The organism is Kribbella sp. NPDC050820, from assembly GCF_040653975.1.
In the GTDB taxonomy this organism is placed as follows: Bacteria; Actinomycetota; Actinomycetes; order Propionibacteriales; family Kribbellaceae; genus Kribbella.
In genome coordinates, this window is the sequence record NZ_JBFAHB010000001.1 from 161,128 (window position 1) to 184,060 (window position 22,933).

At 69.7% G+C, this 22,933-nt stretch carries 27 protein-coding genes and 1 riboswitch; of the genes, 15 read left to right on the top strand and 12 right to left on the bottom strand.

The genetic code is table 11. The annotated features are described in order from the left end of the window. Positions 1–17 precede the first annotated feature (17 nt). Positions 18–1,163: an ionic transporter y4hA gene (locus AB0H36_RS00810; RefSeq protein ID WP_360514193.1), complete on the top strand. Its 1,146-nt coding sequence runs from the start codon at positions 18–20 to the stop codon at positions 1,161–1,163. Here the strand turns inward: AB0H36_RS00810 and AB0H36_RS00815 are convergent. The 3 genes from AB0H36_RS00815 to AB0H36_RS00825 form a co-directional block, all read right to left on the bottom strand. Beyond that, positions 1,129–2,571, bottom strand: a complete 1,443-nt coding sequence (locus AB0H36_RS00815; protein WP_360514196.1) for an ankyrin repeat domain-containing protein — start codon at positions 2,569–2,571, stop codon at positions 1,129–1,131. The genes AB0H36_RS00810 and AB0H36_RS00815 overlap by 35 nt on opposite strands. 142 nt (positions 2,572–2,713) lie before the next feature. Further along, positions 2,714–3,073: a nuclear transport factor 2 family protein gene (locus tag AB0H36_RS00820; RefSeq protein ID WP_360514199.1), complete on the bottom strand. Its 360-nt coding sequence runs from the start codon at positions 3,071–3,073 to the stop codon at positions 2,714–2,716. Beyond that, entirely contained in the window at positions 3,070–4,104 is a 1,035-nt protein-coding gene (locus AB0H36_RS00825) for an amidohydrolase family protein (RefSeq protein WP_360514202.1), read from the bottom strand. Before AB0H36_RS00825 ends, AB0H36_RS00820 begins: the two co-directional genes overlap by 4 nt. A 115-nt stretch (positions 4,105–4,219) precedes the next feature. Here AB0H36_RS00825 and AB0H36_RS00830 point away from each other — a divergent pair, with 115 nt between their 5' ends. From AB0H36_RS00830 to AB0H36_RS00840, 3 genes are read left to right on the top strand one after another with little or no spacing between them, the layout of a single operon-like run. Continuing rightward, positions 4,220–4,663 carry a hypothetical protein gene (locus AB0H36_RS00830; protein ID WP_360514205.1) on the top strand — a complete coding sequence of 148 codons (444 nt, stop codon included), beginning with the start codon at positions 4,220–4,222 and terminating at the stop codon, positions 4,661–4,663. A gap of 2 nt (positions 4,664–4,665) precedes the next feature. Next, the gene (locus AB0H36_RS00835; protein ID WP_360514208.1) at positions 4,666–5,085 is read left to right on the top strand and encodes a DCC1-like thiol-disulfide oxidoreductase family protein; all 420 of its coding nucleotides are present in this window, start codon (positions 4,666–4,668) and stop codon (positions 5,083–5,085) included. Next, positions 5,057–5,725 carry a TetR family transcriptional regulator gene (locus AB0H36_RS00840; protein WP_360514211.1) on the top strand — a complete coding sequence of 223 codons (669 nt, stop codon included), beginning with the start codon at positions 5,057–5,059 and terminating at the stop codon, positions 5,723–5,725. The genes AB0H36_RS00835 and AB0H36_RS00840 overlap by 29 nt, the downstream gene beginning before the upstream one ends. A gap of 890 nt (positions 5,726–6,615) precedes the next feature. Here AB0H36_RS00840 and AB0H36_RS00845 read toward each other — a convergent pair. Beyond that, on the bottom strand, positions 6,616–7,128 hold the full coding sequence (locus tag AB0H36_RS00845; RefSeq protein ID WP_360514214.1) for a DinB family protein: 513 nt from the start codon (positions 7,126–7,128) through the stop codon (positions 6,616–6,618). A 198-nt stretch (positions 7,129–7,326) separates the two neighbouring features. Here AB0H36_RS00845 and AB0H36_RS00850 point away from each other — a divergent pair, with 198 nt between their 5' ends. Continuing rightward, entirely contained in the window at positions 7,327–9,078 is a 1,752-nt protein-coding gene (locus tag AB0H36_RS00850; protein WP_360514217.1) for a DEAD/DEAH box helicase, read from the top strand. An 87-nt stretch (positions 9,079–9,165) separates the two neighbouring features. Here the strand turns inward: AB0H36_RS00850 and AB0H36_RS00855 are convergent, their stop codons facing one another. After that, the gene (locus tag AB0H36_RS00855) at positions 9,166–9,723 is read right to left on the bottom strand and encodes a CGNR zinc finger domain-containing protein (protein WP_360514220.1); all 558 of its coding nucleotides are present in this window, start codon (positions 9,721–9,723) and stop codon (positions 9,166–9,168) included. 55 nt (positions 9,724–9,778) lie between these two features. Here AB0H36_RS00855 and AB0H36_RS00860 point away from each other — a divergent pair, with 55 nt between their 5' ends. From AB0H36_RS00860 to AB0H36_RS00870, 3 genes are all read left to right on the top strand, one after another. Continuing rightward, on the top strand, positions 9,779–10,684 hold the full coding sequence (locus AB0H36_RS00860; protein WP_360514223.1) for a hypothetical protein: 906 nt from the start codon (positions 9,779–9,781) through the stop codon (positions 10,682–10,684). 95 nt (positions 10,685–10,779) lie between these two features. Further along, positions 10,780–11,148, top strand: a complete 369-nt coding sequence (locus AB0H36_RS00865; RefSeq protein WP_360514226.1) for a DUF1304 domain-containing protein — start codon at positions 10,780–10,782, stop codon at positions 11,146–11,148. 41 nt (positions 11,149–11,189) lie between these two features. After that, positions 11,190–12,563, top strand: a complete 1,374-nt coding sequence (locus AB0H36_RS00870) for an MFS transporter (protein WP_360514229.1) — start codon at positions 11,190–11,192, stop codon at positions 12,561–12,563. 157 nt (positions 12,564–12,720) lie between these two features. Here the strand turns inward: AB0H36_RS00870 and AB0H36_RS00875 are convergent, their stop codons facing one another. Continuing rightward, positions 12,721–13,362, bottom strand: coding sequence for a LysE family translocator (locus AB0H36_RS00875; protein ID WP_360514232.1), 642 nt, complete (start codon positions 13,360–13,362; stop codon positions 12,721–12,723). Positions 13,363–13,470: 108 nt separating this feature from the next. Continuing rightward, a riboswitch (cobalamin riboswitch) is annotated at positions 13,471–13,536 on the top strand. A 52-nt stretch (positions 13,537–13,588) separates the two neighbouring features. Here AB0H36_RS00875 and AB0H36_RS00880 point away from each other — a divergent pair. The 5 genes from AB0H36_RS00880 to AB0H36_RS00900 all read left to right on the top strand — a co-directional run bounded on the left by AB0H36_RS00880 (position 13,589) and on the right by AB0H36_RS00900 (position 16,091). Further along, positions 13,589–13,786, top strand: a complete 198-nt coding sequence (locus AB0H36_RS00880; protein WP_360514235.1) for a CbtB-domain containing protein — start codon at positions 13,589–13,591, stop codon at positions 13,784–13,786. A 4-nt stretch (positions 13,787–13,790) separates the two neighbouring features. Beyond that, a complete protein-coding gene (locus AB0H36_RS00885; protein WP_360514238.1) occupies positions 13,791–14,540 on the top strand; it encodes a CbtA family protein in 750 nt (249 codons plus the stop codon). Positions 14,541–14,655: 115 nt separating this feature from the next. After that, entirely contained in the window at positions 14,656–15,216 is a 561-nt protein-coding gene (locus AB0H36_RS00890; protein ID WP_360514241.1) for a histidine phosphatase family protein, read from the top strand. A gap of 103 nt (positions 15,217–15,319) precedes the next feature. Next, positions 15,320–15,619 carry a hypothetical protein gene (locus AB0H36_RS00895; protein WP_360514244.1) on the top strand — a complete coding sequence of 100 codons (300 nt, stop codon included), beginning with the start codon at positions 15,320–15,322 and terminating at the stop codon, positions 15,617–15,619. An 88-nt stretch (positions 15,620–15,707) separates the two neighbouring features. Next, positions 15,708–16,091, top strand: a complete 384-nt coding sequence (locus tag AB0H36_RS00900; RefSeq protein ID WP_360514247.1) for a hypothetical protein — start codon at positions 15,708–15,710, stop codon at positions 16,089–16,091. A 635-nt stretch (positions 16,092–16,726) separates the two neighbouring features. Here the strand turns inward: AB0H36_RS00900 and AB0H36_RS00905 are convergent. The 4 genes from AB0H36_RS00905 to AB0H36_RS00920 are packed head-to-tail and all read right to left on the bottom strand — an operon-like array spanning position 16,727 to position 19,308. After that, entirely contained in the window at positions 16,727–17,104 is a 378-nt protein-coding gene (locus tag AB0H36_RS00905; RefSeq protein ID WP_360514250.1) for a VOC family protein, read from the bottom strand. Positions 17,105–17,108: 4 nt separating this feature from the next. Then, a complete protein-coding gene (locus AB0H36_RS00910) occupies positions 17,109–17,699 on the bottom strand; it encodes a class I SAM-dependent methyltransferase (protein ID WP_360514253.1) in 591 nt (196 codons plus the stop codon). A gap of 36 nt (positions 17,700–17,735) precedes the next feature. Further along, complete coding sequence (locus AB0H36_RS00915) at positions 17,736–18,587, bottom strand: fumarylacetoacetate hydrolase family protein (protein ID WP_360514256.1); 852 nt, start codon at positions 18,585–18,587, stop codon at positions 17,736–17,738. Between the two features lie 25 nt (positions 18,588–18,612). Beyond that, complete coding sequence (locus AB0H36_RS00920) at positions 18,613–19,308, bottom strand: GntR family transcriptional regulator (RefSeq protein ID WP_360514259.1); 696 nt, start codon at positions 19,306–19,308, stop codon at positions 18,613–18,615. A gap of 131 nt (positions 19,309–19,439) precedes the next feature. Here AB0H36_RS00920 and AB0H36_RS00925 point away from each other — a divergent pair, with 131 nt between their 5' ends. Both AB0H36_RS00925 and AB0H36_RS00930 read left to right on the top strand, forming a co-directional pair. Further along, positions 19,440–20,531, top strand: a complete 1,092-nt coding sequence (locus AB0H36_RS00925) for a mandelate racemase/muconate lactonizing enzyme family protein (RefSeq protein WP_360514262.1) — start codon at positions 19,440–19,442, stop codon at positions 20,529–20,531. Beyond that, positions 20,528–21,367 (top strand): amidohydrolase family protein, encoded by an 840-nt coding sequence (locus tag AB0H36_RS00930; protein WP_360514265.1) that lies wholly within the window; start codon positions 20,528–20,530, stop codon positions 21,365–21,367. The genes AB0H36_RS00925 and AB0H36_RS00930 overlap by 4 nt, the downstream gene beginning before the upstream one ends. Here the strand turns inward: AB0H36_RS00930 and AB0H36_RS00935 are convergent. Both AB0H36_RS00935 and AB0H36_RS00940 read right to left on the bottom strand, forming a co-directional pair. Next, positions 21,364–22,440 (bottom strand): DNA polymerase IV, encoded by a 1,077-nt coding sequence (locus AB0H36_RS00935; protein ID WP_360514268.1) that lies wholly within the window; start codon positions 22,438–22,440, stop codon positions 21,364–21,366. The two genes, AB0H36_RS00930 and AB0H36_RS00935, sit on opposite strands and share 4 nt — an antisense overlap. 39 nt (positions 22,441–22,479) lie before the next feature. Beyond that, a complete protein-coding gene (locus AB0H36_RS00940; RefSeq protein ID WP_360514271.1) occupies positions 22,480–22,914 on the bottom strand; it encodes a GNAT family N-acetyltransferase in 435 nt (144 codons plus the stop codon). Between the last annotated feature and the right edge of the window lie 19 nt (positions 22,915–22,933).

Consider the following 22,933-nt stretch of genomic DNA (forward strand, 5'->3'; position numbering starts at 1 on the left):
CGATAGACTGTCTGAGGATGACAAGAACCGTGCTCCAAGGGCTCCCACGCTGGAGTCTGGCCGTGCCCCCGTTGGCCTTCCTCGTGCTGTTGCTGTCCTGGGGTCGCGACCTGGGCGCCATCCTGCTGATCCTGGTCTGCGCCGGGCTCGGCGCCGCGGTGCTCGCGGCCGTCCACCACGCCGAGGTTGTCGCGCACCGCGTCGGCGAACCGTACGGCACGCTGATCCTCGCGCTCGCCGTGACCATCATCGAGGTCGCGCTGATCGTGACGCTGATGGCGTCCGGCGGCGACAAGGCGTCGTCACTGGCGCGGGACACGGTGTTCGCCGCGGTGATGATCACCTGCAACGGCATCCTCGGCCTGTCTCTCGTCGTCGGCTCGCTGCGCCACCACGTGCAGGAGTTCCGCGTCCGGGCGTCCAGCGGCGCCCTGGCCGTGATGACCGCGCTCGTCACGCTCAGCCTGGTGCTGCCGACGTTCACGACCAGCGCGCCGGGCCCGCAGTTCAGCCCGGCCCAGCTCGCCTTCGCCGGTGTCGTCTCCCTGGTGATGTACGGCGTCTTCGTCTTCGTCCAGACCGTCCGGCACCGCGACTACTTCCTGCCGGTCCTCGCCGGTACGCCGGAAGTCCAGCGACACCGCGATGTCGAGGCACCGGCCGTGGTCGACGAGGAGGACCAGGACGAGCACGCGGTCGCGCCGAGCAGCAAGACCGCGCTGCTCAGCCTGGGCCTGCTCTTCGTCTGCCTGATCTCGGTGGTCGGACTGGCCAAGACGGTCTCGCCGCGGCTCGAGTCCGCGGTCGAATCGGCCGGCGCGCCGCTCGCGGTGGTCGGCGTCCTCATCGCGCTGCTCGTGCTGCTGCCGGAGACGGTTGCCGCAGTGCGGGCAGCCCTGCGGAACCGCCTCCAGACCAGCGTGAACCTCGCGCTCGGGTCGGCGCTCGCAAGCATCGGCCTCACCATCCCGGCCATCGCGATCGCGTCCATCTGGCTCGACGGACCGCTGGTGCTCGGGCTGGGTGGCAAGGAGATGGTGCTGTTCGCGCTGACCGTGGTGACCGGCATCCTGACACTGGCCACCGGACGCGCGACGTTGCTGCAGGGTGCCGTACACCTGATGGTTTTCAGCGCGTTCCTGTTCCTTGCGGTAAGCCCTTGAGGTAGTCGATCACCGCCTGCTGGTGGTTGTGATCGGCCCAGCCGAGCGCGTTCCCGCCGTACGACGGATCGCGTTGCTCGGGGTCGGCGCCTAGCTCGATGAGCTTCTTCACGGTGTCGAGGTGTCCGTAGAGCGCGGCCTGGTGGATCGCTGCGGACCCGCCCATGATGTTCAGGTCGAAGCCCAGGTTCTTCAACGGTGTGAGGGCTTCCGTCCGGCCGATCTCGCCGGCCCGGATCGGGAGGTAGGGGTTGCGGGCGACGGCACGCGCGGCGAGCTCGGGGCTGACGTCCGGCGTCTCACCACGCATGATCGCCGCGAACACCTGGTGGACTTCATCGAGCGGCGCCGCGCCGGCAGCGCGGAGGAGCTCGGCGATCTCGGCGTGCCCTTGGACGGCGGCCAGCTCGTAGGCACGGTGTCCGCAGAACACCGGGTGCTCGGTCCCGCGTCCCCCCGGATCAGTGCCTTGGGCAAGCACCAGCTCGACGCGGTGCAGCAAACCTTCTGAGGAGGCGAACACCAGCTCGTCCTCCAGGAGCTGCTGTGGTGTCGGGTGCGCAGCGGTCATCCGCTCATGCCACGGACCGCCGTCGCCGCGTCCGAGCCCGTACTCGAGCAGGAGCTCCAAGTGCATGTCGTCGTACGGCGGAGGAGCACCGGGACCGCAGTTGTACATGGTCTGGCTGTCGTTCGGGTCGGCGCCGGCGTCGAGGAGCAGTCGCGCGAGCTCGACCCGGTCGCGATGCGGCGGCTGATCGCCTTCACCACGGCCGAAGACGCCGGTCAGGGCGGTGAAGGGTGACGGCATGCCTTGCCATAGGTAGCCCGCGTTCGGGTCCGCGCCGTGTTCGAGCAGCAGGCGGGCGATCTCCACCTGATGGGGCGCGTCCAGGCGGCTGTAGGCCAGGTACAGCAACGGTTCCCACCGGTACGGTCCGCCCTCTGCGCGTGCCTGCCGCGGAAGCTCCGCGCGTACTGCGTCCAGCTCGCCGGCCACGACCTTGGTGTAGATGTTGCTCAAGGCAATGTCCGGGAAGCGCTCGAGAAGCTGCTGCGCGGAGTGCTGCCGGGCCGGGTCGTCCTGACCGTAGTGCAGGGTCGCCAGCCGGAGGAACTCGTCTGCGCGCTGCTCGGGCGTCTCGAGCGGGCCGCCTATCGACTGCCGATGCGGAGACCGGCTGTACCGGTCGACCAGCTCGAGATGCCGCACGATCCGCGGCCAACTGGGGAAACCGTAGCTCCGGGCGATCACCAGTTGCGCGTCGGCCAGCGTCTGCACCGGGTGGAACTCGGCGGCGAGGGCGACTGCGTCGGGGTCGTCGGCACGGACCTGCTTGAGGAGCTGCTTGGCCTGCTTGCGCAGGTGGTCCAGGTGCGGGTCGTTCGGGAGATTCCGGGTCGGCATCGCGACCTCCTCTCTACGAGCCTGCTGTCCGCGTCGTCAGGCGAGAAAGGAGGTGAACATCAACCGCACAACTCCGTGATCAGGTGGGCTGAGCCCTTCCCGCGGACCGGTGGCGCCCTGAGCTCCTACCCGGAAGGCTAGCTCAGAGCGGCCGTTCCATCCACCACTCGGTGAACTCGTGCGCGCGGTCCTTGTCGAGGCGGATCACCCACAGGTTGCTGAACTCGGCCGGCGGCTCGGTCAGGTACGTCGTCCAGCCGCGGACGAACCCGACCCCGTCGCCGAAGCCGAGCACGTCGTACTCGAACGTCGTCTCACCCGGCGCGTCCGCCACCTCCAGCCAGGCCGTCACGATCGCGTCCCGGCCGAGCACCGGCTCCTCGTCCGGACGCCGGTACCAGGCGGCGTCCTCGGTCCACAGTGCCGCGATGTCGGCCGGATCGTTCGACTCCCAGGCCTTCCGGTACTTCGCGACCCACCGGTCCAGGTCCTTCTCCTTCACGCGATCCGCCGGTGGTTGAGGACGACGGCCGCCGGGTTCGCGAGTACGGCGGGGTGCTCGCGCGGATCGGCGTCGTACGTGACGAGGTTGCCGTCGCCGCGGAGGCCGAGATACTCCTGCGCGCTCGTCGACGCGGCGGCCAGCGCCTGGTCCACGGTCAGCCCGTGCTTCACGAGCAGGGCCACCTCGCCGGCCACCGAGCCGACGACATCGGATCCGGTCAGGACATGGACGCCGTACCGGTCGGCGAGTGGGAGCACCGAGGCGAGGTACTCCGACCGGGCCTGGCGCCGCGACTCCTGCTCCGGAGTGGCGTTCGGGATCTCGCCGACCGAGGCGCAGAGGGTCGGCGTCCAGGCGCCACCGCGGGCGCCGAGGGTCTCCAGGTCCTGCTCGGTGAGCGACGTTCCGTGCTCGATCGAGTCGATGCCGACCCGGACCAGGTCGCTGACGATCGGCGTGTTCGTGTGCGCCGCGACGCGCGCACCCCGTGAGTGCGCGAGGTCGACCATCGCCTGAATGACGTCGGTCGGGTAGGTCTGTGCCACCTCGCTGCCGCGGATCGGGCCGTCCGGGCCGACCTCCGGGAAGTCGGCGACGAGCTTCAGCCAGGTTGCGCCGTTCGCGATCTCGGCCTCGACCGCGGCGAGCAGGTCCTCCGGGGCGACGGGGTCGTACATCCCCGGAAAGTAGCGACCCTGCGGGGCGAGGAATCGGCCGGCCGCGAGCACGAACGGACGGCTGTCGTCCTCGGTCGTGGCCAGCTTGAGGGTCACCTCGCGGTTGCCGCCGACGTCCCGGAGCGCGCTCACCCCGGCGTTGGCCAGCTCGCCGAGCCGCTCGTTCGCGAAGTCCGCGCCGAACATCGCCGGCCCGTGGTCGCCGGGCCCCATGGTCAGGTGGCAGTGCGAGTCCACCAGCCCCGGTACGGCGAACCGCCCGGGCAGCACGTCGTTGTCACCGGCCCCGAGCACGAGCCGGGCAATGTCGCCGGCCGGCAGGACCGTCCCCTCGAAGACCCAGGTCGTCATCCCGCCATCCTGCCCCAGCAGGAGACCCAGCTCACGTACCGTCCTACTTGAACATGTTCAAAAGCTGGCGCTACGTTCTACTTGAACGTGTTCAAAAGTGAGGATGGTGATCGGCATGACCGTGACGACGTACCTGCTGTACCTGGTGATCTCAGTGCCGCTGATCGTCTGGGTGGCGCGCACGCTGAGCCGGAACGGGCGGATCTTCCTGGTCGACGTGTTCCACGGCAACGAGGACTTCGCCGACGCGGTGAACCGGCTGCTCGTGGTCGGGTTCTACCTGGTGAACCTCGGCTTCGTGACGCTGTTCCTGCGCACCGACAACGCCGTGCTGGACGCGCGGGGGGTGTTCGAGCAGCTGAGCGTGAAGCTCGGCATCGTGATGCTCGTGCTCGGCGGGCTGCACCTGACGAACGTCTGGGTCTTCAACGCGATCCGTCGCCGCAGCCGGATCGACGAGATGACCAACCCGCCGGTGCCGCCGAACGACGTCCTCCCGCCCGGAGGCCCGGCCGGAGCGCTGACCGGCACCGAGCCTCCGCCGCGCTTCGGTTACTGACCATGCGTGAGCTGACCGTCCTGTACGACGAGCAGTGCGGGCTGTGCCGCCGGTTCAGAGCGTGGCTGGCGGCGCAGCGGCCGGCGCCGAACGGGGATGGAGGGGTAGTGCACCTGCGGTTCGTCGCGGCGGGGTCGGCGGACGCGCGGGCGCTCTACCCCGGCCTGGACCACGCGGCCACGCTGCGGGAGGTGACGGTCGCCGACGACGGGTCCGTGTACGTCGGCGACCGCGCGTGGATCGTGTGCCTGTGGACAACGTGGGAGCACAGGCACACCGCCGTACGACTGGCGCACCCGGCGATGCGACCGGTGGCGCGGGCGATGGTGCAGGCGGCCGCCGGTCTGCGGAGCTGGACCAGTGTTCGGGAGGGAGGTGACTACGCTGACCGATGTGACGGAACGTGCGACGTTGAAGGGTGAGCAGACCCGGGAGCTGATCCTGTCCACCGCGCTGCGGCTGTTCCGCGAGCAGGGGTATGGCAAGACCACGATGCGTGCGATTGCCACCGAGGCGGGGGTGTCGGTCGGCAACGCGTACTACTACTACAGCTCCAAAGAACACCTGATGCAGGCGTACTACGACCACCTGCAGGACCAGCACCGGGAAGCGGTCGCCTCGATCCTGGCCACGGAGAAGGCGTTCGTGCCGCGACTGACCGGCGTACTGCGGACCTGGCTGGAGGTCGCGGCGCCGTACCACGAGTTCGCCGGGACCTTCTTCAAGACTGCAGCCGAGCCGAAGAGCCCACTGTCACCGTTCAGCGACCAGTCCCGCCCGGCCCGCGAGGCGAGCGTCGAGATCTTCCGCCAGGTCGTCGACGGCTCCGACCTCAAACTCCCCGCCGACCTGAAGGCCGAGCTCCCCGAGCTCCTGTGGCTGATGCAGATGGGCATAGTCCTCTTCTGGGTCCACGACGACAGCCCCGCCCTACGCCGAACCAAGTCCCTGATCGACCGCTCGGTCCCCTTGGTAGACCGCCTACTCCGCCTAACCCGCCTCCCCGGCGTCCGCGGCGTAGTCAACGACCTCACCGCCCTAATCCGCACCCTCAAAACCTGACCCACACCTGCGTCCGACCCGCGCGCCCTACGCGGCCGCTTCCCCACTGCGCGCTCCCACCCAAACACGCGCGGCTGCCGCCTCCGCTCCTCCACCGCGCCCGCTCCGCGCTCCCACCCAACACGTGCGGCCTGCCGCCCGCGATCCGCGGCTGCCGCCGCGTTCGACCGCACGACCAGCGCCCGTCCGCACCACGACTGCCCGTCACGGCGACTGCCTGGGAAGCCGGACCGCTGGGCCATCACAATCGGCTGCCGTCGGCGGTGCCAGGCTGGGCGTCGGATGTAGGTGTTGATTGTGATGGCCTGGCGGTCCGCAGCACGGGATCCAGTTCGAGGGAGTGACCGGAGTGGCACGGCCGAGACGAGGGAACCGTGCCTTCGATCCCACCGGCGGCGTTCTGGGGACCAAGCCGACCCACGCATCAGCCAGGAGAACCGCTACCTCCTGTGCGAGCACCCAGAAGGGGCATGACGCCTCCGACTCCAGCCAGCCGCAGGTCGGCGCTTGTACGCCTACCTCCGGGCGAGCAGCCGTCTCACCGACAGCGCCCGACCATGCACCTACAGCGGCCGACTCGTCCCGCGGACAGCACCCCGTCCAATCAGTCGCCGTGACGGGCAGTCGTCTTGCGGACGGCACCGACCAGCAGTCGCCGTGGCAGGCAGTCGTCTTGCGGACGGGGACCGATCAAGCAGTCGCCGTGACGGGCAGTCGTCCTGCGGATCGCCCACCGACCAAGCAGTCGCCTTGACGGGCGGCTGTCCTGCGGACGTCCACCAACCAAGCCCTCAATCGCGGGCGGCAGCCCGCAAGTAACAACCGGGTGGGTGGGAGCGCGCGTAGCGGCCGTGACGGAGGAGTGGCTGCGTAGCACGCGTGGGGGAGATCTACTCCCCCGTCAGCCCGTCGATTCGTTCGCGGAGGAGGTCGGCGTGGCCGTTGTGGCGGGCGTACTCCTCGATCATGTGGAGGAGGAGGTAGCGCACCGAGTACTCGCCGCGGGGCCGCGGGCGGATGAAGGTGTGGTCGAGGTCGTACTCGGCGATGATCCCGTCGGAGATCTTCACGATGTCCTGGTAGCCGGCCAGGTCCTCCTCGGCCTGGGCGGGGTCGACGAGGTCGAAGTCGCCGTCCGGGTACTCGTTGCTCCAGAACTTGTGCTGCACCTCCTGCCCCGCCAGGCAGCGCTGGTACCAGTAGCGCTCGACCTCGGTCAGGTGGCGGACGAGTCCGATCAGCGACATGCTCGACGGCTCGACCGTGCGCTGGACGAGTTGTTCGCCGGTCAGGCCGGACAGCTTCCAGAGCAGTGTGCCGCGGTGGAAGTCGAGGAAACCCTGCAGGAGCTCGCGTTCGCCCCCGACCTTGGCCGGGATCACCCGGGAGTCAGCCGTAGTCACGCGCCTGAACCTATGTGACGGACCTCCTGTCGACAACTCACGTGCGCGTGCCCCCTGGTGCCGTAGACTGGCGAAGACGGCCCGCCCAGTTCTGCCTCGGGCCGGTGAGCGCAAACACACTGCGCCAGCAGTCGACTACCACGCGCCGCGGCCGGAGCCGCGCCGGGCAGGACGACCCCCCGACTTTTGGAGCACTACATGGCGGCCAGCCGCCCCACGTCCACATCCACGCAAGCCCAATCCACTTCCACCTCCCGTCCGCGTCGCCGGCGCCGCTCCGGCGCCCGCCCCGACGGTGCAGGTGCGCCCGCAACCACCGCAACAGCGGACGGCAACCAGGAGCGCCCGAGCCGCGGCCGGCAGCGCCGCCGCGGCGACCGGCAGCCGAAGGTTGTCAACAGCAACAACACTGCAGACCTGGACACGTACGACGACGTCGCCGAGTTCGTTGTCCCCGACAACCTCACGTTCGCCGATCTCCGCGTACCGGGTCCGTTGGTGAACGCGTTGTCCGCGGCCGGTGTGTCCAAGCCGTTCCCGATCCAGGCGGCGACGCTGCCGGACTCGCTGGCCGGCAAGGACGTGCTCGGTCGCGGGCGGACCGGCTCCGGCAAGACGTACGCGTTCGTGTTGCCGGTGATCGCCCGCCTCGCTGCGAGCGGCGCCAAGCGCCGGCCGCATCACCCGCGGGCGCTGATCCTGGCGCCGACCCGTGAGCTGGCGACCCAGATCCAGGCGTCGATCACGCCGCTGACCGACGCGTTCGGGCTGCGCACGATGACGATCTTCGGCGGCGTCGGCCACGGTCCGCAGATCACCGGCCTGCGCAAGGGCGCCGACATCGTCGTCGCCTGCCCGGGCCGGCTCGAGGACCACCTGCAGGCCGGTCACGTGAAGCTCGACGGTGTCGAGATCACCGTGCTCGACGAGGCCGACCACATGGCCGACCTCGGCTTCCTCCCCGCCGTACGGCGGATCCTCGAGGCGACCCCGGCCGACGCCCAGCGGCTGCTGTTCTCCGCCACGCTGGACGCCGGCGTCGACGTACTCGTGCAGCGGTTCATGACCGACCCGGTCACGCACAGCGTCGACTCGGCGCAGTCGCCGGTCGCAAAGATGACCCACCACGTGCTGCACGTGCAGTCCGACTCCCGGCTGCCGGTGCTGGTCGACCTGACCGCGGCACCGGGCCGGTCGCTCGTGTTCACCCGGACCAAGTACGGCGCCAAGGCGCTGACGAAGAAGCTGATCGCCCAGGGCGTCCCGGCCGTCGAGCTGCACGGCAACCTGTCCCAGGGCGCCCGGACCAGGAACCTCGAGGCCTTCGGCAACGGTACGGCGAAGACGCTCGTCGCGACCGACATCGCGGCCCGCGGTATCCACGTCGACGATGTCGCGCTGGTGATCCACGCGGATCCGCCGATCGAGCACAAGGCATACCTGCACCGTTCGGGTCGCACGGCCCGCGCGGGAGCCGAGGGTACGGTCGTCACGCTGATGACGGACGACCAGGTCCGCGATGTCCGCGACCTCACCCGCAAGGCCGGGATCGCCCCGACGGTCACCAAGCTCACCGCCGGTGACCCGCTCCTCACTGAGCTGGCTCCAGGTGAGCGCACCTTCGTCGAGCCGCAACTCAATGCCCCGGAGCGCGTCGCCTCTACCGGCAGCACGTCAGGCCGAGGCAACCGCCGTCGGCGCAGCTCGCAGCCGGCGACGGGCCAGCGGTCGGCGACGGGCCAGCGGTCGGCGACCGGCCAGCGGTCGGGCGGTCAGCGGCCTGCTGACGGGGCGAAGTCTGGTGGATCGGCGCGGGGTCGCGGTCGCTCCAAGTCCGCGAGCACTCCGAAGACGTACAGCACCAGCACGCCGGGCTCCACCCCGCGCACCGCCGGCGCCGCCGCCTTCTCCGCCGGCACCCGCACCGGCACATCCCGCCGCAGCCGCTGACCGATCGTCGCTGACCCGGCGATCCGCGGATCTGAAGATTCGGACCCGCGGTCGCAGGGCCGTCGGTCGCAGCTTGGAGAGGCCCGGTCAGGCGTTGTCTGACCGGGCTTTTCGGGCTCGGTGGGCCCGGACTCGGCCTCGGGTGGCGCAGGTTGGGTTGGGGCACCAGCGGCGGCGGCCGGAGGGGTCGCTGAAGACGCCTCGGCAGTCTTGCTCGGGGCACGCTGCGAGGAAGTGCCGCTCGGGGCCGGTCAGGTGATCTGCGGCCTGACGGGCGATTCGGCTGAGGGATTCGGTCGCGGTCGTGGGGCGGCTGCGCGTCAGCCGGTCGGTGACCTTCAGCTGGAGCGGATCGGCATCGAGGAAACGGCCGAGCGCTTTCACATCTGCCGGACTCGGTCGTACGCCGTCGACCGTCGCCAGTGCGATGGGGCGCAGCGTCTCGCGCAACTCGTGCGCTGACGCCAGGTCCTCGGCGGTGACCTTTCGTGTCGGCCGCAGTTCGACCCGATCGAGCCACTCCGCGAACCGCTCGACGGTCGGCATCCGCTCCACCGGGTGTTCGCCGAAGTGCGTACCGCGTGTCGCCAGGAGATTAAGCCAGGTCGCGCCCAGGTCGAACCGAAAGTCCATCCGATCAGCCACCTGGACATCGTAACGCCCCGGCCGTTACGTTGGCAACGTGTCAACCGTTACAACCGTGAGGACCGTCCTGGGCGATCGCGCTCCCGGCGAGCTCGGCGTCTGCGACTCGCACGACCACCTGTTCTTCCGTTCGGTCGTGTTGCCCGGGCAGGAGTTGGACGATGCGAAGGCGGCGCTGGCCGAGGTGCAGGACTTCGCCGCAGCGGGTGGTGAGGCGATCGTGCAGTGGACGCCGCACGGGCTGGGCCGACGCGCCGACGAGCTACCCGGGATCTCAAGGAATGCAGGGGTTTCGATCGTCGCGGCCACCGGGCTACATCGCCCCGAGCACTATCCGGCGGGGTTCGTCGACGGAGTACGCGATCGGTTGGTGGAGGTCTTCACGCGTGAGCTGACCGTTGGCATCGGCAACAGTTCGGTCCGGGCCGGTTTGATCAAGGTGGCCGGCGGATTTCATGTTCTGGACCACCACGCGCAGACCGTGATGAGGGCCGCGGCCGAGGCGCATCACGTCACCGGAGCGCCGATCGCGGTCCATCACGAGCACTGCTCCGCGGCGGACGCCGTACTGGATCTGCTGGTCGACGAGCTCGCCGTACCGCCGTCGAGGGTGATCCTCGGGCATCTCAACCGGTCGCCTGATCACCGGGCGCACCGGGAGTTGGCCGAGCGGGGTGCGTGGCTGGCGTTCGACGGGCCCTCGCGGGCGAACCACGCGACCGACCCGTGGCTGATGGACTGCCTCGCCACACTCGTCGACAGCGGGTACGGCGACCGACTGCTGCTCGGCGGGGACACCACGACCGCGCGGGCGCGGGCTGCGACCGGCGAGGGCCCCGGCATGCCGCACCTGCTCACTCACCTCCGCCCGCGGATCGAACGGCAGTTGGGCAAGGGCGTGGCGGAGGCGATCTTCCGGACCAACCCCGCGCGCGCCTTCGCGGTCGAGTGGCGCGGCTGAGAGTACGGTTCGCTCGTGAGCGAGCGAAGCGAGGTCACAATCCAACACAGCGTGTCTTGTGCCTCATCCGCGCCCGGAGCGAAGCGAGGACGTGGATGAGTCCGATCGCGCAGGTGTTCGTCGTACTGGCGGGTGTGTTCCATCTGGCGGTGTTCGCGATGGAGAGCCTGCTGTTCCGCAAGCCGAGCACGTATCGGCGGTTCCTGGTCAAGGACGACGTGGAGGCCGCGGTCGCGGCGCCGTGGGCGTTCAACCAGGGCTTCTACAACCTGTTCCTGGCCCTCGGCGCGCTCGGTGGGTTGATCTTCGGCGGTGACGAGGGGCACGCGATCGCGCTGTTCAGTTGCGCGTGCATGGCGGGCGCCGGCCTCGTCCTGATCGCCTCCGACCGCCGGATGGTGCGCGCTGCCGCCGCACAGGCCGTCCCGCCGATCCTGGCGCTCGTGCTCGCCGCTGTGCTTTGACAGTTGACTTAAAGTGCACTTGATGTCCGAGGGTTCTCGGCATGACCACGACAGCCGCGGACCCGACCAGCACTGAAGCCCCACCCACGACCGGTGGTGTGCTCTCGCCGCAGTACCGGGCGCTGACCATCGGGATGGTCGCGCTGATCACCCTGGTCGCGTTCGAGTCGCTGGCCGTCACCACCGCCATGCCGACGGTCGCCCAAGCGCTCGACGGGCTCTACCTCTACGCCCTCGCGTTCGGCGGCCCGCTCGCATCCGGCGTGGTCGCGATGGTCATCTCCGGCACCTGGAGTGACCTGAAGGGCCCGACCCGGCCGCTCTGGCACGGGACGGCCTGGTTCCTGGCGGGTCTGGTCATCGCAGGCCTCGCTCCGACGATGGAGGTGCTGGTCGTCGGGCGCGTCATCCAAGGCTTCGGATCCGGCCTGCTGACGGTCGCCCTGTACGTCGTGGTCGGACAGCTGTACCCGGCCCAGCTGAGGCCCCGCATCTTCGCCGCGTTCGCCACCGGTTGGGTCGTGCCGTCGCTGGTCGGCCCTGCGATCGCCGGTCTGATCGTCGAGCACACCAACTGGCGGATCGTGTTCCTCGCCGTACCGGCGATCGCGATCCCGGCGGCTCTCGTGATGCGGCCGGGTCTGGCCCGCGGGGACGCCCATGAACCCCGGTCCGGGCGGCTCTGGGACAAGCGGGCGCTCTGGGCAGTCGCAGCGGCGGTCGGCGTCGGTCTGCTGCACTACGGCGGCCAGCAGCACGGCGGACTGCAGCTGGTACTGCTCGCCATCGGTCTGGCCGGTGTCGTCGTCTTCGCCCCGAAGCTGCTGCCGAGTGGCACCTTCGTCTTCAAGTCCGGCCTGCCGTCCGTCGTCGCGCTCAGAGGCCTGGTCGCGGCAGCGGGCTTCGGCGCCGAGGTGTTCCTGCCGCTGATGCTGACCCGGGAGCGCGGCCTGTCCCCGGCCGTCGCCGGACTCGTGCTGACCGTCAGCGCGCTGAGCTGGAGCGCAGCCTCCTGGTACCGCGGCCGGCCCAACCAGCCGTTCTCCCACGCGGTGTTCCTGCAGGCCGGTATGGTCGCGATCCTGCTCGGGATCGTCACCGCTGCGCTGACCCTGAACGACGGCGTCCCGGTCGTCGTCGGCATCCTCGGCTGGAGCCTCACCGGCCTCGGCATGGGCACGGTCTTCCCAACCCTGTCGGTGCTGGTGCTCGAGTACTCCGAGCGCGACGAGCAGGGCGCCAACAGCTCGGCCCTGCAGCTCAGCGACTCGTTGTCCACCGCAACGGTCCTGGCCGTCGGCGGCTCACTCTTCGCCGTACTCGAGCCGCACTCCGCCCCGACCGCCTACCTGGTCGCCTTCGGCCTCCCGGCCCTGCTCGCCCTCCTCGGCGTCCAGGCGGGACGCCGTACTTAGTGCCTCGTCAAGAACCGTTCGGCACCCCTAGCGGCGCCCCAGACGCCCGCTGGCGGCGTTGTCGTCGTCGCGCAATGCTCCGCATTGCTCTCCTCCTCCGCCTTGCCAGCGGACGACTGGACCACCGCTAGAGGCACCAACGGTCCTCGACGAGGCACTACTCCTTCGACCCTGTGACCGCGATGCTGGCGCCGAGGCCGATGATCATCAGGCCGCCGGTGCCGCCGACCAGCTCGAGGCGGCGTGGTGAGCGGGCGAACCACTCGCGGGCTGTGCCGGCGACCAGCGCCCAGACGCTGTCCGAGACGAGGGCGATCGCGATGAAGATCAGGCCGAGCATCAGGATCTGCAGCCACGCGGGGCTGGTCGCGCCCGGGTCGACGAACTGCGGCAGCGCGGCGGCGAAGAACACCGCCGTCTTGGCGTTGGTGATCCCGACCAGGAACCCCTGACGCATGGTCCGGCGGCTGCTGCCCGGCTTCACCCCGCTCGTCATCGCCTCGACCAGCGACTTCCGGCTGCGGAACGCCTGCACGCCGAGATAGATCAGGTACGCCGCACCCGCGAGCTTCACCGCGGTCAGGGCGATCGCGCTGGCGGCGATCAGGGTGCCGAGGCCGAGCGCGACCGCGATCAGCAGGACCGCGGCGCCGACGGTGTTGCCGACCATCGTCAGCACCGCCTCCCGCCGCCCGACCGCCAGCGCTCGGCCGACGATGAACAGCACACTCGGACCGGGGACGACGATGATGATGAACGCGGTGATCGCGAACGCGACCAGATGATGACCGGACGGCATCTGCCCAGGTTAAGGGCGGGGGTGGGGAACGTCACCTCACTTGTCCACTCGTTGACCCCCGTCGACTCGCACCGCTACGGTTCCTGGGACAACCTGCGGTGCCATGAGGGAAGCCGGTGAGAGTCCGGCACGGCCGCGCCACTGTGAGCGAGCACTGCTCGTGAGTCAGGACGCTCGGGCACCAGCAGCCTTTCGAAGGGGACGCGCACTTCCCCAGGAGGTTCAGATGGCAGCTCCTGCCCGCACAGTCGCCGTACCGGCCCTTTCACCCCGGCTGCTCGCCGTGACGCTGCTCAGCGTCGGCCTGCTGCTCCTGCTCGGCTATCTGGTCGCGTTCGACCAGGGCGCCGTGTCGCAGTCGGGCATGTACCTGCACGAGCTGATGCACGACGGCCGGCACCTGCTCGGCGTGCCCTGCCACTAGCCCGATGCGCACCTTCGGATCGCTCCTGGTGCGCGGACTGATCGTCGGACTCTTCGCCGGCCTGCTGGCCGGAGCCTTCGCGTACACGATGGGCGAACCGCACATCGATGCCGCGATCGCGATCGAGGAGGCCGCCGGCGCGCACACCCATGACCACGGCGACGGCACCGCGTCCGCCGCCGAAGAAGAACCGCTCGTCAGCCGCGACGGCCAGCGAGCCGGGCTCTTCCTCGCCACCACCTTGTACGGCGTCGCCCTCGGCGGCATCTTCGCCGTCGCCTACACCCTGCTCCGGCGCAAGCTGCGGACCGGCAACGACTCGTACGCCGCTCTCGGACTCGCCGCAGCCGGGTTCGTCGGGATCGTGCTGGTGCCGTTCCTGAAGTACCCGCCGAACCCACCGGCCGTCGGCGACCCCGAGACGATCACCCGCCGTACCGTCACCTACCTGCTGACGCTGGTGATCGGCCTGCTCGCCGGGTGGGCCGGCGTCGCCGCGTCCCGCTGGGCCGCCCGGTACGGCGACCTCGCGCGGCTCGCCGGCGGGGCCGGTGCCTTCCTCGTCACGATCGTGGCGGCGTACCTGATCCTGCCTGCGATCAACGAGGTTCCGGGGTCGTTCCCCGCTACGCTGCTGTGGCAGTTCCGGTTCGCCTCGCTCGGTACGCAGGCGACGCTGTGGCTCCTGCTCGGATTCGGGTACGCCGCCGCGGTGGACCACCGGTTGTCCCGACAGAAAGTGGTTGCCGCTTGACAGTGTTGAATGCCTCGCCAGCGCTCGGCGGGTCATGGGGCTTTGGCTCCCGGCCTTCCCTCGTCACTCCAGTCGCTTCGCTCCCTCCGCTCCTCAGTCCAGGCCGGGAGGCCCCATGACCGGGTTGACGCTGGTCGCGCATGCTCTGACTCCCGCGTTGCGCGGCCTCGTCCTCGGGGGTGACGCCGAGCCGGACCATGCGAGCCTGTCGGCCGCCCGCGAGCTCAAGCTCGAGGCTGACACGGTGTACGCCGGGCCGGAGGTGGCCGCTGTACGCACCGCGGAAGCTCTCGGCCTGACCCCGGTCGTCGAGGCGGCGCTGCGGGATCGGGAGTACGGCGAGTGGTCCGGCCGCGAGCTCGAAGACCTGCTGGCCGCCGAGCCGGAGCGGGTCGCCGCCTGGCTCGAGCGACCGCACACCGCGCCACCGGGCGGCGAGACCGAGAACGACCTACTGACCCGTGTCGCGGACTGGCTCGGAGACGTCGGTCAGGACGACGAGCGCCGTACTGCAGTGGCCGTCGTGCACCCCGCCGTCGTCCGGGCGATCGTCCTGTACGTCCTCGACGCGCCCGCGGAGTCGCTCCGCCACGTCGACGTCCGGCCGCTGGCGACGGTCGCCCTCTCGCTCCACAACGTGGTCACTCGCGTTCGGCTGACCCGCGAGTGCGGTTGACTCCTCCCCGCGGAGTGTCGCGGGGATGGAGGGGAGCCATGACGGAGGCCGATCGGCTTGACCAGCTGATCGCACGTACCCGGAACCTGCCGGGTACGACGCCGTGGTCACGCACGACCCGGGCCCGGTGAATCCGGAGGCGCTGTTCGACGGGAGCGGGCCGGACACAATCTGTCCCATCACGGTGGAGAACGGCGACCCGGATGTGATCGATCCGGCCGGCCAGGTTGCCGCGGCGGGCAGCGCACTGACCGCGCGGGGCTGGGAAGCGACGGTCCTGCCTGTCGAGGACGGACATCACCTGGCCCTCGCCCGCCGGCACGGCTTCGGGATCACTGTCCACGGCTGGGATGGGCAGTGGCGGCTGACGCTGGCCGGGGAGACCCCGCGGTTCACCGAGTAGGCAGTCGTACGGCGAATCGCGGCTTGGCGTCGCGGGGATCGCCAGGCAAGGTGTATGACGGTTGGTGTCACCGAAAGGACCCACCCGTATGACGCTTACGCAGGCCCGCAATTTCCTCCGCTCGGAACTGCTCGCGGTCGCGGCGACCGTCGTACCGGACCAGACACCCACGGTGACCCAGGATGTCGGTCCCGTGAGCCCAGGCGCCCTGTCCGACGACCGCGGTCCCGAGTCCGTGTGCACGATCGCGGTCGAGACCGGCGACCCGACGTCCCCGGACCCGGAGGCGTTGATCAGCTTCGCCGCCGAGACGCTGGAAGCCCGCGGCTGGAAGGTCGAGGACGAGCCTGCCGAGGACGGCAAGTACCGCGTACTCGCCCGCCGCGACGGCTACGACCTGCTCGTAGAAGCCCGCAACACCGACTGGCGCATAACCTTCACCGGCCAAACACCGTACGTCGACGACCTGTAGGAGTCTGCCCCACGCGTGCTACGCAGCCGCTCCTCCGTCGCGGCTGCTACGCGCGCTCCCACCCACCCCCGGCTCAGCGCCGGTCTTCTTCTGCCAGGCTCCCGCCGGCGGTACGCGGGCTGCCGCCCGCAGCTGCGGTGTTGTCGCCCCGCGAATTGGGCTGTCGCCCGGCCTGCTCGCTCGTTCCTCGCAAGCGATCGACCACCCTCCGGCGGCTGCTGTCCGCAGAACGACCGTCCGCTGGTGTACGACGCGGCCTCGCGGTTCGGTGGTAGTCGCCAATCACATGGCCCCGCGAGCTCCCGGCAACCCGGACGGCAGAACACACCGGCTTTCATCCGGGGTAACGCAGTCGCCCGGCCTGCTCGATCGTGACGGGGACAGATCTCGGCGGCTTACCCCTGCCTTGGTGGGCTTGCGCAGGACATAACGTGTGCAAGCCCACGAGTACCTCCGCAAGGCCCCCAGTCGTGGCGAGCTCGGCCGCCGCACCCCAACGCATTCCTGCTGATCGCCGACCCGGGCCGGTCAGCAGTTAATCCCCCCTCACGCGGTTGGTTGGCTGACGGGCGCCGGCCCCGCGTAGTCGACCGGGCGAGAAGCCCGCACCCGCGGTGGGAGCACGCGTGGGATGGTCAGCTGGTGGCGGCGCGTTCGGCGGCGCTTCGGAGGACGCAGAACTCGTTGCCCTCCGGGTCGAGCATGACGACCCAACCCGTGCCATCCGGTTCGCGGCGGTCGTGCGCGACCGTCGCGCCCAGGGTGAGCAGCCACTCGACTTCCTCGTCGCGAGGACCGTCCGGTTCGAGATCCAGGTGGACGCGGTTCTTGACCACCTTCTCGTCGTCGTTCTGCTCGAACAGCAGCGTCATCGAGTCCGTCACCACGGCGGCGGACGGGTCGCCCGGCTGGTCGTCGTCCGGCCGAGGAGCCCTCAGGACCTTCAGCCAGAAGCCGGCCAGCTCGTACGGGTCGTGGGTGTCGAAGGTGACGGTGCGCACGCGCGAGGTCATGGGATCACTTCCGGAAGAAGAGGCGGTCGTCGGCGAGGGCAGCATCCAGGTACGGCGTGAAGCCCGCGGCGACAGCGAGGTCGGTCAGGGCGAGCGGGGTCCAGCGGTGAACGTAGATGTTCATCGGGTGGCCGCCGTACCCGGAGGTCTTGTGGGTGGACTCGTCTCCGAGGTGGAAGCCCAGCGTGAGGGCGCCACCGGGGGCGAGCACGCGGTGGAACTCCGCCAGCGCCTCCGGCACCACCCCGCGGGGCAGGTGGATGATCGACCACCAGGAGATCACGCCGCCGACCGAACCGTCCGGCAGATCCAGGGCCGTCATCGACCCGGCTCGGTAGTCCGGCCCCGGATGGTCGCGCCGCGCGATCTCGATCATGCCGGGGGACAGGTCGACTCCGATCACCTGCAGGCCGCGCTCATGCAGGAGACCGGCGAGCCTCCCCGGTCCACACCCCACATCGAGGACCGGTCCCACGGCCAGCTTCGCGAACAGGTCAAGGCACTCCGGCTCGTCGGCCGGCCCGTCTTGCACGATCTCGGAGTACGACTGCGCGACGGTGTCGTACGAAGTCCGGATGTCATCCAGGGAGTCCACCCGGCCGACCCTAAGGCCGGCCGGGGACAGTTTCGATCAGGCCTTGCCGAGGGTCTGCTTCTGCTTGCCGAGGCCCTGGATCTCCAGCTCCATGGTGTCGCCGGGGGCCAGGTACGGGAACCGGCCGGACAACGCGACGCCCTCCGGGGTGCCGGTGTTGACGATGTCGCCGGGGCTCAGCGTCATGTACTGCGACAGGTCGCGGATCAGCGCCGCGACGGAGAAGATCATGTCCCGGGTGTTCGAGGCCTGCCGCGGCTCGCCGTTCACGAAGGACTTCAGGTCGAGGTTCTGGACGTCGTCGACCTCGTCGGCCGGGATCAGCGCCGGGCCGAGCGGGTTGAAGGTCTCGCAGCACTTGCCCTTCGACCACTGGCCGCCGGACTGCTCGATCTGGAAGGCGCGCTCGGACACGTCGTTGGAGACCGCGTACCCGGCGACGCAGGCGAGCGCGTCCTCGTCGGTCTCGACGTACCGGGCCTCCTTGCCGATCACGACGGCGAGCTCGACCTCCCAGTCGGTCTTGGCCGATCCGCGGGGCACGAGCACCTCGTCGTACGGGCCGACAACGGTGTTCGGGTGCTTGAAGAAGACGATCGGCTGCTTCGGCGGCTCGGCGCCGGACTCGGCCGCGTGGGCGGCGTAGTTCTGGCCGATGCAGACCACCGCCGGCGGGCGCGCGATCGGGGCGCCGACCCGCAGGCCCTCGACGTCGGCCACCGGGAGCTCACCGGCCGCCAGCGCGGCCCGGGTGCGGGCGATGCCGTCGGAGGCGAGGAAGGCCCCGTCGATGTCGGCGGTGAGCGGGCTCAGGTCGTGAACGGTGCCGTCGGCGGCGCGCAGGTACGGGCGCTCCTCGCCGACTGCGCCGAGACGCAGCAGTTCCACAGGTATCTCCCTGGATCAGGACGGATCACACTTTGTCGAACATCGGCCGCAACCGGGCCCGGGAGGCCTCGATGTGCGCCCGCATCGCGTCGGCCGCTTCCCCCGGGTCGCCCTTCCGGACGGCGGTCACGACTGCCTTGTGCTCACGCAACGCCTTCGTCGCGATGCCGCCACCGTAGTACAGCCGGAACAGGTGCAGGTGGCAGTGTGTCCGGGCAAAGGACAGCCGCGCGGTCTCGTTGCCGGACAGCTCCAGCACGAGGTCGTGGAAGCGCTGGTCGTGCGCGGCCATCGCCCGGTAGCTCTCGTACGCCGGACGGTCCGGTACGTCGGTGTAGCTCAGCATCTCCGACTTGAGCCGGGACAGGTCCTCGGTGCCGGCCCGCTCGGCGGCGCGGCCGGCCGCCCACGGCTCGATGTGCAGCCGGTACTCGAACAGGTCCTCGAACTCGGCCAGCGTCAGCCGGGACGACACCCGGTAACCGCGCAGCGGCTCCTTGATCACCAGGCCGTCGGACTCCAGCCGGGCCAGCGACTCCCGGATCGGGGTCTGCGAGATGCCCAGCTCCCGCGTCAGCGCGTCGATGTTCAGCCGGGTGCCGGGCTCGACCACGCTGTCCATGATCAGGCCCTTGACCGTCTCGTAGACGTCGTCGCTCAGCACCTGTCGCTGAGGCAGGCGCGTGAGCTGCCCCGCCAGACCCACATGCGCATCGGTCACCGTCGCTCCTCCCAGAGGCTCTCATTCTGCCCCACACTTGACGGCTCCAGTGTGAAGCGGCAGCATCAGGTTCGCAATATCCTATAGGATCTGGAGCCGCCGATGACCATCCCGAGCCCCTCGAGCGCACCGTGAGTACGACGATCACCCGGGCCGAGGCCTTCCTCGTCGACCTGGACGTCGAGACGGTCCGGACCGACGCGGTGCAGTCGTTCCTGAAGCAGGAGACGATCTTCGTCTCGCTGGAGACGGCCGACGGGATCACCGGGCTGGGGTACTCCTACACCATCGGCACCGGCGGCACCGCCGTACTGGCGCTGCTGACCGACCATCTGCTCCCGCGGCTCGTGGGTGCGGACGCGCGGAACGTCGAGGCGCTGTGGTCGGACCTGTTCTGGTCGACGCACGCGACCACGGTCGGCGCGATCACCTCGCTGGCGCTGGCGGCGGTGGACACCGCGTTGTGGGACCTGCGGTGTCTGCGGGCCGGCGAGCCGTTGTGGAGGCTGGCGGGCGGGTACCGGCAGCGGGTGCCGTTGTACGACACCGAGGGCGGCTGGTTGCACCTGACAACCGACGAACTGGTCGCCGGGGCGCTGGCCTCGCAGAAGGCCGGCTGGCCCGGGGTCAAGCTCAAGGTCGGCAAGCCGCGGGTGCACGAGGATCTCGAACGGCTGCAGGCGGTCCGCGACGCGGTCGGACCGTCGATAGACATCATGGTCGACGCGAACCAGTCGATGACGTACGCCGAGGCCAAACGGCGAGCCGCTGCCTTCGAAGCCGTGGACCTGTCGTGGTTCGAGGAACCGCTGCCTGCCGACGACCTGACCGGCCATGTCCGGCTGGCCGAGTCCACCTCGATCCCGATCGCGGTGGGCGAGTCGCTGTACTCGGTGTCGCAGTTCCGGGAGTACGTCGCCGCCGGCGGAGCCGGGATCGTCCAGGTCGACGTGGCCCGGATCGGCGGGATCACGCCGTGGCTGAAGGTGGCGCATCTGGCCGAGACGTTCAACCTCGAGGTCTGTCCACACTTCCTGATGGAACTGCATGTCAGCCTGACGGCCGCCGTACCGAACGGCCGGTACGTCGAACACATCCCGCAGTTGCGGGCGATCACGCGGTCCGAGATGGTGGTCGCGGACGGTCACGCGGTGGCTCCGGACACGCCCGGGCTCGGGATCGACTGGGACAGCGACGCGATCGACGATCGGAGGGTCGGATGAGCAGAGTCGATGCCCACCACCACGTCTGGGACCTGACCGTCCGCGAGCAGAGCTGGATGACAGGACCGGAGATGGACCCGATCCGGCGGAGCTTCTCTATCGACGACCTGGCGCCACTCGCGGCCGCGGCCGATGTCACCGCGACCGTCCTGGTCCAGACCGTCGGGCTGGTCGAGGAGACGGTCGAGTTCCTCGAAGTTGCTGCCAGCAACGACCTGGTCGCCGGCGTGGTCGGTTGGGCCGACCTCGCCGCGCCCGACATCGCCGACGTGCTGGCCGGATTGCAGGCGCGGCCGGACGGCGCCTATCTGAAGGGGATCCGCCACCAGGTGCACGACGAGCCGGACGTGAACTGGCTGCTGCGCGCCGAGGTGCAACGCGGTCTCGCCGCGGTCGCGGACGTCGGCCTGGTCTACGACCTGCTCACCAAGACCCCGCACCTGCCCGCCGCGATCGAGACTGCGCGAGCCCATCCCGGCCTCACCTTCGTCGTCGACCACATCTCCAAACCCGTGATTGGCGAGCCGCTCGAGCCGTGGGCCGGCCAGTTGCGCGAGCTGGCCGGGCTCCCGAACGTGACCTGCAAACTCTCCGGCATGGTCACCGAGGCCCCCTGGTCCACGTGGAAGCCCGCCGACCTCCAGCCGTACGCCGACACCGTCCTGGACGCCTTCGGCCCGAGCCGAACCATGTTCGGCTCCGACTGGCCGGTCTGCCTGCTCGCCGCGTCCTACACCGAGGTCGTCTCCACCGCCGAAACCCTCACTGCGACCCTCAACGCATCAGACCGCGAGGCCGTCTTCAAAACCACGGCCACCCACACCTACAAGCTCTAGTCAGTTGCGAATTCGACTCGGACTCCGAGGAGGCGGACTGGGCGTTTGAGGTCGAACTTGTCGAGGACTTCGAGGGCGGCGGCTGCGATGACTTCGGGGTCCTGGGTGGTTTCGGGGAGCTTGCGGCTCTTGATCGGGGTGTAGAAGTTCTTGAACCGGACCTTGACCGCGATGCGCTGGATGCTCCGGCCCTCGGCGACGACGTCCCGGGTGACCTCGACGGCGATCCGGCGGACCTGCTCGACGATCTCGTCGCGCTCCGCCAGGTCCTCGGGGAAGGTCTCCTCGCGACTGCGGGAGACCGGCTCGCGGGGTACGTCGGTGACCTGGGTGTCACCGAGTCCGCGGCCGAGGGCGGCGTACCAGGCGCCCATCTTCGGGCCGAAGCGTTTCCGGAGCATGTCGAGGTCCGCGGCGGCGAGGTCGGCGACGGTGACGACGCCGAGCTCGTTCAGGTTGCGTTCCATCCGGCTGCCGATGCCCCACAGCTCCCGGACCGCCCGGTGGTCCATCACCTCGCGCCAGTTCGCAGCCGTCAGGCGGTAGACGCCGTCGACCTGCGCCGTACCGGCCTCTTCGAACGGCGTCGCGTGCGACCGCGGCTGCTTCGCGAACGTCGTCGCCAGCTTGGCGCGGACCTTGTTGTCGCCGATACCGATCGAGCAGGTCAGCGTCGTACGCTCGGCGACCGCCGCTCGCAGCTCCGCAGCCAGCCGCTCCGGATCGTCGGTCTCGGCGCCGACGAAGCACTCGTCCCAGCCCCACACCTCGACCACCACCGGGAACGCTCGCAGCGTGTCCATCACCTCGGTCGACGCCGCCTCGTAAGCGACCGGGTCCGACGGCAGGAACACTGCCTGCGGACACTTCTTGTACGCCGCCCGCACCGGCATCCCTGAGTGCACGCCGAACTCACGAGCCTCGTACGACGCCGTGGCCACGACCTGCCGTGGTTGCGTCGGATCCCCGGACCCGCCGACCACCACCGGCAACCCCGCCAGCTCCGGACGCCGGCGGATCTCCACAGCCGCGATGAACTGATCCATGTCCACGTGCAGGAGCCACCAGCTCATACCCGACAGATAACCACAGCCCACCGACAGCGGCGTGGATCAGAGCTTCTTGCGCATCTGCTGCGAGGTGACGGTGTAGCCGAGCGAGGTGTAGAGGTTGATGGCGGTCCGGTTGTTGCCGAAGACGTTCAGGTCCAGCTGGGTGTAGCAGAGGCGGCGGACCTCCTCCTCGCCGGCCAGCATGATCGAGCGGCCGTAGCCCTTGCCGCGGTGGTTCTCGTCGACCTCGAGACCGAAGATGAACGGGATCCGCGGCTTCGTGGTGATCCACAGGCTGCCGACCGGCTCGTCGCCGTCGCACGCCATCCAGATCACGTGCTGCTCGGTGTCCCGACCGTCGGGCAGCAACTTCTCCACCTCACGGTGAGCGACCTCGATCGCCTCCTCGGGGGTCAGCCCGCGGGCAGGTCCCATCCCGGCGGCGAACGATTCGGTGTTGCGGTGCTTCCAGGCCTCGAACTCGGTCTCGGTCATCGGACGGAGTGTGACGGGC